The sequence below is a fragment of the Microbulbifer elongatus genome, from assembly GCF_021165935.1.
Lineage (GTDB): Bacteria > Pseudomonadota > Gammaproteobacteria > Pseudomonadales > Cellvibrionaceae > Microbulbifer > Microbulbifer elongatus.
This window is the reverse complement of record NZ_CP088953.1, coordinates 3,979,498-3,995,138: the sequence shown is the minus strand read 5'-3', so window position 1 is coordinate 3,995,138 and position 15,641 is coordinate 3,979,498. Positions and strand designations below refer to the sequence as shown.

Here is a 15,641-nt window from a genome sequence, read left to right as displayed (position 1 = left end):
TCCCGCGAAGAGAATCTCTCATTGAGTCGTTCTGAATTCTGGTTGAATCCGCACCGTGCGCGCCCCCTGGTTATCGCCCATGGGGACGAGCGGGGTGGAGGTCTGTACCCGGGCAATACACGATTGTACCTGCGCAAAATGGTGGCGCTGGGGGTGGACGCGCTGGAAATTGACCTGAACCTGACTGCAGATGGCCGCCTGGTGTTGCTACACGACGGCACCCTCGAGCGCACCACCGACGGTCATGGACTGGCAAGGGAGCAATCCCTTGCGCAACTGCGTGCGCTCAACGCGGCCTATCACTGGTCGCCGGATGGCGAGCACTTTCCCTACCGGGAAGATCCCCAGCCGCTGATCACCATTGAGGAAGCTTTTGCCGAGTTTCCGGAAACCCCGATGATTATCGAGTTGAAGAACGACGATCCGCGTGCGGCCCGGGCTCTGGCCCAGGCCATTGCGCAGGCGGGTTGTGAGTCGAGGGTGGTTGTATCCTCTTTTCATCGCGGGGTGATCCGTGCCTTTCGCGAGCTCTGCCCCGAAGTCGCCACCGGTGCCACCCTGCCGGAAGCGCTTTTGTTTTTTCTCGCGCAGCTGGTATTTGCGGAGCAGTTACTCAAGCCTGCCTATCAGACCATGCAGTTGCCGATGCGTTACTACGGCATCCCCGTATTCACCCGGCGCTTTATCGCGGCGGCGCGTCGTACAGGCCTGCATCTGTCCGTGTGGACCGTCAATAAACCTGCAGCCATGAAAAAATATATTGCCCGGGGACTGGACGGAATTGTTTCCGACCGGCCCGACCGGCTGATGTCGATACTGGAACGCTAAATGATCAAACGCCTACTGTTACTCCTACTGATCGGTCTACTGGTATTTATTGGCTGGCGCTACCTCGCCGCCCGTCCGGCAGCGCACACCGGTCTGCAATTTCCCAGTTTCCAGGCCGAAGGCTTTCGCCGGCCGCTGGTCATTTCCCACGCGGACGATTCCGGTCTGGGGCTCTACCCGGGCAATACGCCGGTCTTTTTACAAAAGATGGCGGAAATGAACGTGGATGTACTGGAAATGGATGTCCACGCCACTAGCGACGATGAGCTGGTGCTGATGCACGACGATACCGTCGACAGAACCACCGATGGCAAGGGGCGTATTCGCGATAAATCCCTTGAAGAATTAAGGCAGCTGAATGTGGCCTACAACTGGAGCCAGGATGGCACCACCTACCCATACCGGGAAAACCCTCAGCGCATTCTTACGGTGGATGAAGTATTCAAAACCTATCCCCGCTATCCAATGGTGATCGAGCTGAAAACCCCGGACCCGGAAGCGGCGCGCGCACTCTGCCGCAAGCTGAAGGCTTTTAACAAAAGTAATCTGGTGATCGTCTCTTCGTTTTATCAGGGCGCTGTCAATGCGCTGCGGGAGGACTGCCCGCAGGTGGCTACCGGGGCCGGTTCCGATGAGGTCAGATATTTTGCCGCGGCCACCAAACTGAACGCCTTTCGCCTGTTGAGCCCTCGTTATCAGGCGTTGCATATCCCTCTGTCCTACGATGGCATCACGCTGGTGGATCGCCGCAGTCTGCGCCAGGCGCAGAACCATGGGGTGCGCGTGGATGTGTGGACCGTGAATGACGAAGCGGAGATGCGCCGCCTGATTGAGTTGGGGGTGGATGGCATTATGACCGATAGACCCGATCGCCTGTTGCGGGTGATCGAGGAGATACAGGAGTTTCACGAGATGAGTGATTAAAGGCGGATATTCCGAGCCCACAAAAAAGGCTTCCGATCCGGAAGCCTTTTTCGTCTCGGTTGTGTGAGGTCGAGTTAGCTGATTGCGGGTAAAGGATTTTCTGGTGAATCACTTTCCTCTGATTTCTCAACCCGGAACCAGGCCGCATAGAGTGCCGGCAGAAACAGCAGCGTCAGCGCGGTGGCCACAATCAGACCGCCCATAATTGCCACCGCCATGGGCCCAAAGAAGTCACTCCGGGACAGCGGGATCATCGCCAGTACCGCGGTCAGCGCGGTGAGCACAATCGGGCGGAAGCGGCGTACTGTGGACTCCACGATGGCGTCCCAGGGCGCGAGGCCCTGGCGTTTGTCCTGCTCAATCTGATCCACCAGAATAACCGAGTTGCGCATGATCATGCCGGCCAGGGCAATAGTGCCAAGCATCGCCACAAAGCCAAAGGGCTGATTGAACAGCAGCAGGAACAGGGTGACTCCGATAATCCCCAGAGGCGCGGTGAGGAACACCATGGTGGCCAGTGAGAAGCTGCGCAGCTGCAGCATCAACAGAGTAAACACCACAAAGATAAACAGTGGCATACCGGCGTTGACCGAGTCCTGTCCGCGCGCGGACTCTTCCACGCTGCCGCCGATTTCCAGCAGGTAGCCCGGCGGTAGTGCCTCGCGTACCGACTGCAACTTTGGCCAGAGATTGGCGACCACGGTTGCCGGTTGCTGGGTTCCGTAAATGTCCGCACGCACGGTGACCGTGGGCAGGCGGTCCCGGTGCCAGATCACCCCTTCCTCAAAGCCGTAATCGAGCGTGGCAACCTGGTTCAGAGGCAGGGATTGGCCGCTGTCGGTTTGCACCGCCAGGTTCCCCAGCTGTTCCAGCGCCTGTCGTTCCCGTTCCTGGCCGCGCACCGCGACCGTAATCAGCTCGTTATCCTCGCGGTATTGCCCCACTGCGGTACCGGACAGTGAGCCTTGCAATGCCCGGGACAGGGAAGCGGTACTGACCCCCATTTCCCGTGCGCGCGCCTGGTCCACATCGAGTTTTACCACTTTGCTGGGCTCTTCCCAGTCCAGATGGACATTGGCCACGTCGTCATTGCTGCGCACTACTGCGGCGACTTCCCGCGCGATCCGGCGCGCCTCACTGATATGCTCTCCGGAAACCCGGAACTGCACCGGGTAACCCACCGGTGGCCCGTTCTCCAGCCGCGATACCCGGGTGCGCACCGATGGGAACTGCTCATTGAGTGTGGAGATCAGCCACTGGCGTACCTGCTCCCGTTCTTCCACGCTGCGGGTCAGCACCACAAACTGGGCAAAGCTGGCCGCGGGCAGCTGCTGGTCGAGTGGCAGGTAAAACCGCGGTGAGCCCGTGCCCACGTAGGCCACATAGTTTTCCACCAGCGGGTTCTGCGACAGCAGTTCCTCCAGGCGCAATGCCTGTTCTTCGGTGGCACTCAGGGAGGCGCCTTCATTCAGTTTCAGGTCCACCATCAATTCCAGGCGGGCCGAGGAGGGAAAGAACTGCTGCGGCACAAACCGGAACAGAAAAATCGCCCCCACAAAAATGATGACGGTCAGCAGCAGCACGGTCTTGCGGTAGCGCAGGCACACATTCAGAACTCGACGGAAGCGCTGGTAAAACGGTTTTTGGTAGGGGTCCTGATGATCGGCGCTTTTGCTGCCCGAATGGTCGGAAGGGGTATGCCCGCCATACGCCGGCAGCAGGCGGTTACCCAGGTAGGGCACGAACACCACCGCCGCCACCCAGGAGGCGAGCAGGGAGAGCGTCACGACCTGGAAAATCGACCGGGTGTATTCACCGGTACCGGATTGCGCGGTAGCGATTGGCAGGAATCCGGCGGCGGTGATCAGGGTACCGGTGAGCATGGGAAAGGCGGTACTGGTCCAGGCAAAGCCCGCGGCTTTCAGTCGGCTCAATCCCTGTTCCATTTTGATGGCCATCATTTCCACGGCGATGATCGCGTCGTCCACCATCAATCCCAGGGCGAGGACCAGGGCGCCCAACGAAATTTTGTGCAGGCCGATATCAAAGTAGTGCATCAGTGCAAAGGTCATCGCCAGCACCAGCGGGATAGACAGGGCCACCACCAGCCCGGTGCGGAAGCCCAGTGAGAAGAAGCTCACCAGCATCACGATCACCAGCGCTTCAATCAGTACCTTTACAAACTCGCCCACACCGCTTTTTACCGCAGCCGGCTGGTCAGACACCTTGCTCAGGGTCAGGCCGATGGGCAGGTCCTGCTGAAGTGTTTCCACCGCGGCATCCAGTCGCTCACCCAATTGCAGGATATCGCCGCCGTCCTTCATGGACACCGCGATGCCAATGGCATCCTCACCCATAAAGCGCATGCGCGGTTGCGGGGGATCACTGAAGCCCCGATATACGTTGGCGATATCGCCGAGGGTCAATGTGTGTCCATTGGCGTGAATGGGAAACTGGCGAATTTCCTCGACACTGCGGAACTGACCGCTGATGCGGATACGCACCCGGTCGCTGACCGCTTCCACGATGCCGGCATCCGCCATCTGATTTTGCGCCTGCAGAACCGACTGTACAGCAGAAAGTGGAATGCCCAGTGATGCCAGCTTGGCATTGGAAATTTCCACCCAGATTTTTTCATCCTGCAGGCCGAGCAGTTCCACCTTGCCCACGTCGTCCACCCGCTGCAGCGCCAGCTGCAGTCGGTCGGCATAGTCTTTCATCAGCGCGTAATCAAAGCCCTGACCGGTCAGGGCATAGATATTGCCGAAGGTGGTGCCGAATTCGTCATTGAAAAACGGCCCCTGTATATCCGCGGGCAATGTGTGACGGATGTCCCCCACTTTTTTGCGCACCTGGTACCAGAGGTCAGGGATCTCCGATGAGCGCATATCATCCCGGGCCATAAACATCACCTGGGACTGACCGGGGCGGGAAAACGAGGTGATGCGCTGATAATCCCCGGTCTCCATCAGTTTCTTTTCGATACGCTCGGTGATCTGGCGGGACACCTCTTCGGCACTGGCTCCGGGCCACAGGGTATTGACCACCATCACCTTGAAGGTAAAGGGCGGGTCTTCGCTCTGCCCCAGTTGCGTGTAGGAAATGGCCCCGATCAGGCCGAGCACGAGCATGGCATAGAGCACCAGCGGTTTATTTTTCAGTGCCCACTCGGAGAGGTTGAATGACATCTTGCTGTGTCCGTGAATACAGTATTTACAGGCGTCGGAGAAGGTGGTGTCTACTGGCTCTGTGCCAGCCGGTCATCCATCTCGATCGGTCGGTTCTGGCGGTCTACCGGGCGTACCCGCTGGCCTTCCCGCACCAGTTGGGTGCCGGCGGAGAGCACCCAGTCCTGTGGGGTCAGGCTGGAAATCACTTCCGCGTATTCGTGGCCGTAGCGGGTTACGGAGACGGCAACCCTGTGCAGGGTGAAGGTCTCGGGATCCATACGCCAGACGTGGGCCTCGGCGCCGTCGGCGGTGATTGCCGACATGGGCAGGCGCTGAGTCGGGCGTTTCGCATCGGTGCGCGCGTAAACCCGGGCACTCTGACCCAGCTGTGGATTGACCTCGGTATTGGCGTCGGCGGAGAAGGCAATGCGGGCCTCATAAGTGCGCAGGCCGGATTCCGCCGCCGGGGAGAGCTCCCGTACCTTGCCCTGAATGGGAGTGCCGGGGGTGGACCACAGCTCCACCGTAACCGCCTGGCCCACGGCAAAGCGGGTGATCTCCTGTTCCGGCAGGTCGATCAGCACCTCGCGTTCGCCATCGGCCGCCATGGTGAATACGGTCTGACCGGCGCTCACCACCTGCCCGGCGTCAATGCGGCGGCCGGTAATCACGCCGTCACTGGGAGCCTTGAGGGTTGCGTATTCGGCCTGGTTGTCCGCTACCTTCCATTGGGCGCGGGTGCGCTCCAGCTGCGCCACACTGCTGTCGTGGCGGGTCTTCACCGCATCAAACTGGGATTCGCCGATCAGCTTGCGCTGCAGCAGATCCCGGTAGCGCGCCAGTTCGTTACTGGCGTTGCGGTTTTCGGTTTCGGCCGCCTGCAGCTGTGCGCGGGCCGCATCTCGCTGCAATTGCAGATCCTGTGCATCCAGTTCCGCCAGGGGCTGGCCCTGTTTGACCCGGTCACCCACATCCACCAGGCGACGGGTCACCGCACCTCCCACCCGGAACGCCAGTGCCGGCTCGTGGCGTGCGCGCACTTCGCCAGGGTAGACCGCCAGCTGGGCGCCGGATGCACTGGGGTGTACCACTATGGCCGGGCGCGGAGGCTTGGCAGTATCCGGTTCCGGTGCCGAGCAGGCGGCCAGGGACAGCGCGGCCGCTACGGCTGCAGAGCATCGGAGAGCAGAAATTAGGTGTGGCAGGAAGCGGTGCATGATTACCTCAATCCCTGTGGGGCACGGGTTGCGTTGATATCGAGCGGTCCGGGGCGATGACTTTGGGGTCGGGGATACCGGCAGAAACTGGTACAGTTGTCTGCCATACTGCGCCGGACTCTATTCTGTACTGGCGAGTATAGTAAGTATATTAAACTCGTGAGTCCACTAATTCAGTGGTGGCGAGCGCGTGCTTCGACGTCCGGTAACCCTGGCGGGACAGGTGCGCGACACAACGACGATGACGATCATGAGCCAAGCAAATTCCAGCAGTACTGCCCCAGCCAGCCGGGGCCGCCCCAAAGATCCGGCCAAGCGGCAGGCGATACTCCATGCGGCCAAGCACCTGTTTCTCACCCACGGGTTTACCGGTACCAGCATGGATGCAGTGGCCAGTGCGGCGGGTGTCTCCAAGCTGACGGTCTACAGCCACTTCTCCGATAAGGAGACGCTGTTTTCGGACGCCATTGAGGACAAGTGCTGCAGCCAGATGCCGGTGGTAATGTTTACTCTTGAACCTGGGGTGCCGGTGGAGGAGATGCTGCAGCAGATCGGCGAGGCTTTTCTGGAAATGCTGTACCACGAAGATTCCATGAAGCTGATGCGTCTGATCAGCGCGGTGGGGGCTCAGGATCAGACGATGGCCAATCTGTTCTATGAGGCGGGGCCCATGCGTACCCGCAATGAAATGACCCGTTTTCTGGATCGGGCCTGTGCCCTGGAGCAACTGAATATTCCCGATACGGAGCGTGCGTCGGAACTGTTTTTTGGCATGCTGCAGGGGGGCTGTACCCATATCCAGATTATGCTCGGGTGTGCCGGACCTCCCGGCAAAGCGGAAATCGCCAAGCATGTGGCGGAAGTGGTGCGGGTATTTACCCGGGGCTACCAGCCGCGATAAACATTCGAAAAAAAGCCCGCGAGCCATGGGCGCGCGGGCTTTTTTGTCCCTTGTATCCGGAGTCAGCTGCGGATCTTGTAGCCGGTACGAAAGATCCACCAGACTGCGGTCATACATGCAAACAGAAACAGTAGTGTCATACCCAGGCTGATGCCCACGTTGACATCGGAGACCCCGTAAAAGGCCCAGCGGAAACCACTGATCAGATACACCACCGGGTTGAACAGCGTCACTTTCTGCCAGAACTCCGGTAACATATTGATGGAGTAAAACGCACCGCCGAGGAGGGTCAGCGGCGTAATCACCATCAGCGGGATGATCTGCAGCTTCTGAAAGTCATCTGCCCAGACACCGATAATAAAGCCGAACATACTGAAGGTGACGGCGGTGAGTACCAGGAAACCGAACATCCAGAAAGGGTGAGCAATCTCATAGTCCACAAAAAACCGCGCGGTGATCAGGATCAGAATTCCGATAATCACCGACTTGGTGGCCGCCGCGCCGACATAACCGGCGACGATCTCAAACGCGGATACCGGTGCGGAAAGCACCTCGTATATGGTGCCGCTGAATTTGGGGAAAAAGATGCCGAATGAAGCATTGGAAATACTTTCCGACAGCAGCGACAGCATGATCAGACCGGGAATGATAAACGCTCCGTAGCTCACCCCTTCGATTTCGCCCAGGCGACCGCCGATGGCGGTGCCGAACACGATAAAGTACAGGCAGGTGGAAATCACCGGCCAGGCGATACTCTGCATCAGGGCGCGCCCGGTGCGGGCCATTTCAAACTGGTAGATGGCGCGGATACCGTAAACATTCATTTTCAAATCCCTCCGTTATCCGGCCTGCTGGCGTGCATTCTGATTCTGGTGCACCAGATTGACAAAGATTTCCTCCAGCGAACTTTCGCTGGAGTGCAGGTCTTTGAACTCGATACCCTGCTGGTTCAATGCGCGGAGCAACTCCGCAATTCCGGTATGCTCGCGCTGGGTGTCGAAGGTGTAAACCAGCTGGTTTCCCTCATCGCTCAACTCCAGGGCAAACTCACCCAGCCCGGCAGGCAAATCGGAGACCGGATTCTGCAGGTGAATGGTCAGCTGTTTTTTGCCCAGCTTACGCATCAGCGTGTGTTTTTCTTCTACCAGTACCAGCTCGCCGTGGTTGATCACACCGATGCGGTCCGCCATTTCCTCCGCTTCTTCGATGTAGTGGGTGGTGAGAATCACGGTAACGCCGTTCTCGCGCAGCCCGCGCACCATTTCCCACATGTCCCGGCGCAGCTCCACATCCACACCGGCAGTGGGTTCGTCGAGAAACAGTATGGAAGGCTCGTGAGATAGGGCTTTGGCAATCATCACCCGCCGTTTCATGCCTCCAGACAGCGCCATGATCTTGCTGTCCTTTTTCTCCCACAGAGAAAGCTGTCGCAGGATCTTTTCAATATATTCCGGGTTGGGGGCTTTCCCGAACAGACCGCGGCTGAAGCTGACGGTGTTCCAGACACTTTCAAACGAGTCGGTGGATAGCTCCTGGGGAACCAGACCGATTTTGCTGCGGGCGGCGCGGAAATCCCGCTGGATATCATGGCCATCGGCGGTCACCCGGCCACTGGTGGGATTGACGATGCCACATACAATACTGATCAAGGTGGTTTTGCCGGCCCCATTGGGCCCGAGCAGCGCGAAAATTTCGCCCTGTTTGATGTCGAGATCGACTGACTTGAGCGCGGTAAAACCGCCGGCATAGGTCTTGCCGATGCCCTCGATGGAAATGATCGGCTGCACGCATCCTCCCTTGTTCTCTGTGCATCTCGCAAAAATGCGGCACACATTGTGCCCCGAAGCCGTGCGGATACGCTAGCGGTTCGGGGCAGGAGGAGGGCAATTCGGGATTAGCGTCCGAAGATTCTGTTGTAGAAGTTCACCGCACCTTCGTAGGCATCATTGGCGGCATCTTCATTGTAAGCCAGGGGAATACCGAACTTTTCACCGCGGCCGGTGGCGGCGGGGTTGGTAAAGCCATGTTTGGCGTCGGGGTAACTGATGACGTCAAAGCGGACACCGGCGGTCTGCATTTCGGTGACGAAGTTGGCCACCTGTTCGGCGGGAATCATGTCGTCGTCGCCACCGGTGTAGACCTGGATCTGGGCTTTGACATCGCCGGGTTTGATTGGCACTTCGGTCTGCAGATCGCCGTGGAAACTGACGACACCTTTCAACGGCAGGCCCAGGCGCGCCATGGTCAGTGCCACGGCGCCGCCGAAGCAGTAGCCCTGTGCGGCCACTTCGCCTTCGAGGACGGTTTCGTGGTTGTTGATCAGGTCCAGGGCGGCCTGGAAGCGTTTGAGGGGGGCGCCTTCGTTCTCGATGGTTTTGTTCATCAGGGCGGCGGCGTCGGTGGGGTTGTCGGCGCCAACACCGGTGCCGTACATGTCGAGGGCAAAGGCGGTAAATCCTTCCGCGGCGAGGCGCTCGGCTTCTTCTTTGATAAAGTCGTTCATCCCCCACCATTCGTGGACCAGCAGAATGGCGGGCCGTTTACCTTCGATGGTTTCGTCGTAGGCCAGGTAGCCGGTAAAGGATTCGCCGTCGACGGTGTATTCGATTTCTTCGGTATGCACTGCGTCCTCCTTGAGGAATACTTGGTCTTGGAAATGGTGTGCCAAGGGTAGATGGGTGTTTCGGACAAAGCAATCAGCCGTCATTCCGGGCCCGACCCGGAATCCAGTGCTAGGAAGTTGGATACCGGATCAAGTCCGGCATGACGGTTTCTGTAAAGTTGGATGCGGGAATCGATCCCCCTCGTCATTCCGGGCTTGACCCGGAATCCAGTGCTACGAAGCTGGATGCCGGATCGAGTCCGGCATGACGATCACGCGGTCAGCTTTTCGGTTGGCGGTACTTTGAGTCCTTCGGTGGAATAATATCGCCATCCTCATCCAGTTCCGGAAATGGCAGCCCGTGAGTCTCGCAATACTTCACCATCTTCGGGTGCATCCAGCGAAACAGAATATCTTTTATTTCGGGATCCTCTTCGTCCAGTATTTTATTGTCATACATTCCCGCATTGGTCCTCTGATACATCGCCTCCTGCAAAATAATCGCCGCCGCCACACTGACGTTGTAGCTTTCCACCATGCCGATAATCGGGATGGTCACGTGATCGTCGGCATTTTCCGCTGCGTAGTCACTCAGACCGTGTTTTTCGGCTCCCATGATCAAGGCAAAGGGGCGGGTGTAATCGGCTTCGCGGAAGTCGATGGCGCGGTCGGACCAGTGGGCGGCGTAAAGGTGCATGCCGCGGTTTTTGAGCTCAGTCATGCCGGACTGGATGTCGGGGTAGACGCTGTTGCCGGTAAAGCGGCCACTGCCACCGGCGGTGTTGTGGTAGATCCGGTGGCCGTAGCTGGGCTGGACCATATGGATTTCAGGAATGCCGACGGCGTCGGCGGTGCGCAGCATGGCGGAGATGTTCTGACCTTTGTGTACCTGGTCGGTGAGGATGGTCATGTCGTGTTGGCGCTGGCGGAGCACCTGCTTGAATTTCTCGTAGCGGCTGCGGCTCATGGTACTGCTGTCTTGCTCGGTCTTCTGTTGGCCGCGGATTATAGCACTGTGGTTTATGGTGGGCTTTGTGGTCCCTACTCGGGCGGTTTGGTGGCGGCCAAGCACCGGGTATGGGGTTTCAGGACCGCTGTGAATACATCCATGTACGCTGCGTCGGCGACGTCCCTGTCGCCGACGCTCCTGAAACCCCATACCCGGGACTTGGCCTTCGCATCGGTTTTTTACAGTTCGACGAGTGAGTAGTGTTCTACTTCGGGGAATGGATCGTAGAAGTGGTGGAGGAGGGCTTTCCAGTTCTGGTATTCGGGGGATTTTCGGAAGCCTTCTGTGTGGTCTTCTAGCTTCTCCCAGTTTACCAACAGGATGTAGCGACCTTCTTTTTCAAGACACTTTTGTAGTTGGTGATTTAGGTAGCCTGGCATCGAGGAAATGATGCTTTGTGCCTTTTTAAAGGCACTTTCAAATCTTTCATTCTGGCCCGGCTTTACGTCCAGAATCGCTACTTCAAGAATCACGCAAGTTCCTTAAAAAGTACAAATTTAAATGCTAAGGGAAAGTGCTGGGGATGGGTTTTCAGGATCGTCGCAAACAGGATGTTTGCGCCGAAACTCCCAGGGATGGGTCTACAGTGGTCCTGAAAACCCATCCCCAGTGCTTTACCGCCACAAAACCCGCTTACTCGTAACCACCAAACTAGATCAAAGGAGCAGAAAAGGGCTCCACAGTAACCCAGTCCCCGGTCTCACAATCCCCACCTTCCCGAGGCAATACAACAAAACAGTTCGCCGCCGCAAAGCCGGAAAGAATATGACTCCCCTGAATACCACGGGTCTCCACCACCTGAATCCCATCCTCATCGCGATAGGTAAAGCCGCGTTGATAATCCGTGCGCCCAGGACGCTTGCGGATATCGTTCAGCAGCCTTGCGCGAACCTGCAAAGGAGGCCGACGGAACTGTTCAGCGGTGCCACGCAGTTTTTCGAGAGCGGGTACCACCAGCTGGTACAGGGTGACGATGGCGGAAACCGGGTTGCCCGGCAGGCCGAAGAACAGCGTTTCCCTCTCGGCTCTGGGCAGGCGGCCGAAGGCGAAGGGTTTGCCAGGTTTGATGGCGAGTTTCCAGAAACCGATTTCACCCAGTTCCTGTAATACGGTTTTGGTGAAATCGGCCTCACCCACCGAGACGCCACCGCTGGTAATGACAAAGTCGGCATTGTCGCGGGCTTTGGTAAATGCCTCGCGGATTTTTTCCGGCTGGTCTGGCCAGCAGCCAAGATCCAGAATATCCACATCCAGTTGTTCCAGCGCGGCCTGCAGTGCAATGCGATTGCTATCGTAGATATCACCATCGCCCAGCTCGGATGCCGGGGTGCCGATGGGTTTCAGTTCGTCGCCAATCGAGAGCAGGGCGGCTTTGAGTTTGCACACTACCGTGACTTCCGCAACGCCTGCGCCGGCTAGTAATGCAATGTGGGGTACTTTGATTTTGGAGCCCACGGGCACGAGGCTCTGGCCGGTGTGGACGTCTTCGCCGCGGCGGCGAATATTTTCGCCGGGTTTGGCGGGGCGGTTCATGGTGAGCTGGTCGCCATCTAAAGTGCAGTTTTCCTGCATCTGTACGCGGTCGGCGCCCGTGGGAACGGCGGCGCCGGTGGTGATTCGGATGGCCTCCCCAGCCTTGAGGGTGCCCTCGAACGGATGGCCGGCGAGGCTTTTGCCGATAATGGTGTAGCTGTCACGGTCGCCGCTGAGGGCGTAACCGTCCATGGCGGAATTGTCGCAGGGGGGGAGGTCGAGGGTGGCCTGTACCGGCGCCGCCAGTACGCGACCACAGGCCTGACTTAATGGGATGGTTTCGGTCGCAGAGACGGGGTGGATGCTGTCGATCAGCATCTGCTTGGCCACGTCTACGGAACGCAGGCCATTTTCTGCACAGGCATCAGTCATTGTTCTTGCCTTGGATCTTGTCTGTTTGGTCGAGAAGATAGCTGGGCTGGATGGGAATTGCCAAGTGCTGAGAGAGGATTGTTAACGCGATCGTCATTCCGGGCTCGACCCGGAATCCAGGGCTACGAAGCTGGATGCCAGATCAGGTCCGGCATGACGGTGATAGAGCGTGAGAGTAGGTATATCGTACTTACCGGTTGATCTACCGTTCTCCCGTCATTCCGGGCTCGACCCGGAACCCAGGACTACGAAGCTGGATGCCGGACCAGGTCCGGCATGACGGTGAGGGTGGATGCGCTGCGCTTATCCACCCTACTGAGGTATTTCTACGACCCCCATACCGTAGGGTGGATAAGCGCAGCGCATCCACCATTTATCCTACGGCGACTGCAAGATTGGTATTCAGCAACGCTGAAATTTCCGGCTTACAGGAACCACAGTTGGTACCACATCCCAGCAGTTCACCCAGTTCATCAACGGACGCCGCACCCTCGGCAATCGCCGCTTCGATTTCCTTGCGGGAAACCTGCAGGCAGGTACATACCATCTGCGCGCCGGCGGGGACGTCGTGTAAGAGTTTCGCGGGGGCATCTGGTAAAGGCTCTTGCAGGGCGTTTTCCAGGGTTTTGCGATCCGGCAGCCCCTGCCAGTCGGCGCTGGTGAAGACCAGCAACTCCATTTCTTCACTGTGCAACAGCCAGCGTTCACCGCTGGGCAGTTGCAGTTGCTTGCGATTGAGTGATTTGCCGCTCAGGTTGAACAGCTTGTCTGCCACAGATTGCCAGTCCGGCTGTTTTTTTAACGCCAGTTCGAACCGGTAACCGCCCTCCACCGGCACCCGGTACCAGTGCAGAATGGTTTCGAACAGTTGCGTGTCGCCTGCCTGCAAACGGCTGTGGAGTTCTTCTGCGGCTTTGCTGCGCAGTAGCAGGCAGGCGTAGCTGTGGGCTGACAGGGGTTCGATGTTGACCGCTACCTGCTTCAGTCCCGGCTGGCCGGAGAAGGGGTCGGTGAAGGGGATGGCCAGGGCGCTGACGGTGGCGTTGTGGGCGAGGCTGTCGCTCCAGTGGATGGGGGCAAACAGCTGGCCGGGCTTCTGGCTGGGGGTAACCCGGGCGCGGCCGAAGAACTGACCTTTTTCGCTTTCCACGCGCACCAGTTGTGCATCTTCGATACCGAACTTTGATGCTTCCTGCGGGTGTACGTGCAGTTCCGGCGCTTCGCTGTGATCCAGCAGTTTGCGCGCGCGGCCGGTGCGGGTCATGGTGTGCCACTGATCCCGTAAACGGCCGCTGTTCAGTACCAGCGGGAATTCGTCGCGGGTTTCCTGTTTCGGGCACTGGGGCTGGACCGCCACAAAGCGGGCGCGGCCATTGGGCGTATAGAAATCGCCGTCGCTGAACAGGCGCGCGGTGCCATTGGGATGTTTGGCATTGACCGGCCACTGCACCGGAGTAAAGAGGTCGTATTCCTGATCGCTGATACTCGCCAGCGCGGAAATATCGAAGGCGCGGCGGGCCTGATCGCGGTTGTTTTCAAAACCGGAAAGCGCGGCGTGTTCGCGAAAGATGTCCGCGGGGGACTCAAAATCGAACGCTTCGGCAAAGCCCAGGCGTTTGGCGACATCGCAGATGATTTCCCAGTCGTGGCGGGCCTCACCGGGCTTGGGCAGGAAGCTTTTCTGCCGGGAGATGCGGCGCTCGGAATTGGTGACGGTGCCGGTCTTTTCTCCCCAGGTGGTCGCGGGCAGTAGCAGGTCGGCGGTGCGCGCGGTGTCGGTATCGCCCACACAGTCGGAAACAATCACGGTAGGGCATTTCTTCAGCGCCGCAGCCACACGGCGCGCGTCCGGCATACTCACCGCCGGGTTGGTAGCCATGATCCACACCGCCTTGATCTGGCCGCTCTCCACCGCGTTAAACAGATCCACCGCCTTCAGGCCCGGCCCCTGTGCCATCTTGCTGGCATTCCAGAAGCGACCCACGCGGTCAATATTATCTTCGGTAAAATCCATATGCGCGGCGAGCATATTCGCCAGACCACCCACCTCGCGTCCACCCATGGCATTGGGCTGGCCGGTGATGGAGAAGGGCCCGCAGCCGGGTTTGCCGATGCGTCCGGTGGCCAGGTGGCAGTTGATAATGGTGTTGTTCTTATCGGTGCCGGTGCTGGACTGGTTGACGCCCTGGGAATAAAAACTGACGGTTTTTTCAGTGGTGCGGAACAGTGCGTAAAACTCGAGCAGTTGATCCAGCGGCACACTGCAATACTCCGCCACCTTTTCCGGCGTCCACTCCGCCGCGGCGTAGAGGGTGTCGGTAAAGTTTTCCGTGTGGCTATCAATGAATGCCTGATCCAGGGCACCATACTCGGTGAGGTAGTGCAGCAGGCCATTGAACAGCGCTGCGTCGCTACCCGGCGTAATTGCCAGATGCATATCCGCCATTTCACTGGTGGCACTGCCGCGGGGGTCTACCACCACCAGTTTGGCATTCGCCGCCTGCATCCGCTGAAACAGAATCGGGTGGGTCCAGGCAGCATTGGAACCGATCAAAACCACCAGCTCCGCCTCGTCCAGATCCTCGTAATTACACGGCACCGCATCCGCACCCAGGGCGCGTTTGTAAGCGGCCACCGCGGAGGACATACACAGGCGAGAATTGGTATCCACATTGGCCGTGCCGATAAATCCCTTCATCAGCTTGTTGGCAACGTAATAGTCTTCCGTCAGCAATTGACCGGACAGGTAAAATGCCACCGAATCCGGCCCGTGCTCCTCAATGGTCTCACGCAGTCGGGACGCGGCAAATTCCATTGCCGTCTCCCAGTCGCATTCCTCGCCGTGCAACTGTGGCTTTAACAGACGCCCGCGATTGCCGAGGGTATCTGCCAGGGACGAACCCTTAACGCACAGCTTACCTCTGTTGGCCGGATGCTGCTGATCCCCCTCAATGCGGATCACATCTTCACCACCGCCCGGACTGGACTCCCGCGTCGCCGCCACCCCACAACCCACCCCGCAATAAGGGCAGGTGGTACAGGATCTGTGGGCGCTGAACAGTTCTGTTAATGCCATCTTCGACTG

Annotated in this window: 12 protein-coding genes; 3 read left to right on the top strand and 9 right to left on the bottom strand. The window is 58.6% G+C overall.

What is annotated here, in order from left to right; translation table 11 throughout:
* The first annotated feature begins 21 nt into the window (after positions 1-21).
* Complete coding sequence (locus LRR79_RS16425) at positions 22-828, top strand: glycerophosphodiester phosphodiesterase (RefSeq protein WP_231758239.1); 807 nt, start codon at positions 22-24, stop codon at positions 826-828.
* Positions 829-1,752: a glycerophosphodiester phosphodiesterase gene (locus LRR79_RS16420; RefSeq protein WP_231758238.1), complete on the top strand. Its 924-nt coding sequence runs from the start codon at positions 829-831 to the stop codon at positions 1,750-1,752. It abuts the gene before it with no gap.
* Positions 1,753-1,826: 74 nt separating this feature from the next.
* On the opposite strand, the gene LRR79_RS16415 is transcribed toward LRR79_RS16420, so the two are convergent.
* Positions 1,827-4,940, bottom strand: a complete 3,114-nt coding sequence (locus LRR79_RS16415) for an efflux RND transporter permease subunit (RefSeq protein ID WP_231758237.1) — start codon at positions 4,938-4,940, stop codon at positions 1,827-1,829.
* Between the two features lie 50 nt (positions 4,941-4,990).
* Positions 4,991-6,139 carry an efflux RND transporter periplasmic adaptor subunit gene (locus LRR79_RS16410; RefSeq protein WP_231758236.1) on the bottom strand — a complete coding sequence of 383 codons (1,149 nt, stop codon included), beginning with the start codon at positions 6,137-6,139 and terminating at the stop codon, positions 4,991-4,993.
* A 250-nt stretch (positions 6,140-6,389) separates the two neighbouring features.
* On the opposite strand from LRR79_RS16410, the gene LRR79_RS16405 reads away from it, so the two are divergent.
* Positions 6,390-7,040, top strand: a complete 651-nt coding sequence (locus tag LRR79_RS16405) for a TetR/AcrR family transcriptional regulator (protein ID WP_231758235.1) — start codon at positions 6,390-6,392, stop codon at positions 7,038-7,040.
* A 62-nt stretch (positions 7,041-7,102) separates the two neighbouring features.
* Here the strand turns inward: LRR79_RS16405 and LRR79_RS16400 are convergent, their stop codons facing one another.
* The 7 genes from LRR79_RS16400 to LRR79_RS16370 all read right to left on the bottom strand — a co-directional run bounded on the left by LRR79_RS16400 (position 7,103) and on the right by LRR79_RS16370 (position 15,632).
* Positions 7,103-7,864 (bottom strand): ABC transporter permease, encoded by a 762-nt coding sequence (locus LRR79_RS16400; RefSeq protein WP_231758234.1) that lies wholly within the window; start codon positions 7,862-7,864, stop codon positions 7,103-7,105.
* Positions 7,865-7,879: 15 nt separating this feature from the next.
* On the bottom strand, positions 7,880-8,827 hold the full coding sequence (locus LRR79_RS16395; RefSeq protein WP_231758233.1) for an ABC transporter ATP-binding protein: 948 nt from the start codon (positions 8,825-8,827) through the stop codon (positions 7,880-7,882).
* Between the two features lie 107 nt (positions 8,828-8,934).
* On the bottom strand, positions 8,935-9,663 hold the full coding sequence (locus LRR79_RS16390; protein ID WP_231758232.1) for a dienelactone hydrolase family protein: 729 nt from the start codon (positions 9,661-9,663) through the stop codon (positions 8,935-8,937).
* Between the two features lie 259 nt (positions 9,664-9,922).
* On the bottom strand, positions 9,923-10,609 hold the full coding sequence (gene trmH / locus LRR79_RS16385; RefSeq protein ID WP_231758231.1) for a tRNA (guanosine(18)-2'-O)-methyltransferase TrmH: 687 nt from the start codon (positions 10,607-10,609) through the stop codon (positions 9,923-9,925).
* A gap of 221 nt (positions 10,610-10,830) precedes the next feature.
* A complete protein-coding gene (locus LRR79_RS16380) occupies positions 10,831-11,124 on the bottom strand; it encodes an antibiotic biosynthesis monooxygenase family protein (RefSeq protein WP_231758230.1) in 294 nt (97 codons plus the stop codon).
* Positions 11,125-11,302: 178 nt separating this feature from the next.
* Entirely contained in the window at positions 11,303-12,556 is a 1,254-nt protein-coding gene (gene moeA, locus LRR79_RS16375) for a molybdopterin molybdotransferase MoeA (RefSeq protein WP_231758229.1), read from the bottom strand.
* Between the two features lie 373 nt (positions 12,557-12,929).
* Positions 12,930-15,632 carry a nitrate reductase gene (locus LRR79_RS16370; RefSeq protein WP_231758228.1) on the bottom strand — a complete coding sequence of 901 codons (2,703 nt, stop codon included), beginning with the start codon at positions 15,630-15,632 and terminating at the stop codon, positions 12,930-12,932.
* Positions 15,633-15,641 lie beyond the last annotated feature (9 nt).

Excerpts from the sequence above, each read along its gene's own strand:
- LRR79_RS16420 (WP_231758238.1), top strand. The coding sequence starts at position 829 with ATGATCAAACGCCTACTGTTACTCCTACTGATCGGTCTACTGGTATTT.
- LRR79_RS16415 (WP_231758237.1), bottom strand. The coding sequence starts at position 4,940 with ATGTCATTCAACCTCTCCGAGTGGGCACTGAAAAATAAACCGCTGGTG.
- LRR79_RS16410 (WP_231758236.1), bottom strand. The coding sequence starts at position 6,139 with ATGCACCGCTTCCTGCCACACCTAATTTCTGCTCTCCGATGCTCTGCA.
- LRR79_RS16405 (WP_231758235.1), top strand. The coding sequence starts at position 6,390 with ATGAGCCAAGCAAATTCCAGCAGTACTGCCCCAGCCAGCCGGGGCCGC.
- LRR79_RS16400 (WP_231758234.1), bottom strand. The coding sequence starts at position 7,864 with ATGAATGTTTACGGTATCCGCGCCATCTACCAGTTTGAAATGGCCCGC.
- trmH (WP_231758231.1), bottom strand. The coding sequence starts at position 10,609 with ATGAGCCGCAGCCGCTACGAGAAATTCAAGCAGGTGCTCCGCCAGCGC.
- moeA (WP_231758229.1), bottom strand. The coding sequence starts at position 12,556 with ATGACTGATGCCTGTGCAGAAAATGGCCTGCGTTCCGTAGACGTGGCC.
- LRR79_RS16370 (WP_231758228.1), bottom strand. The coding sequence starts at position 15,632 with ATGGCATTAACAGAACTGTTCAGCGCCCACAGATCCTGTACCACCTGC.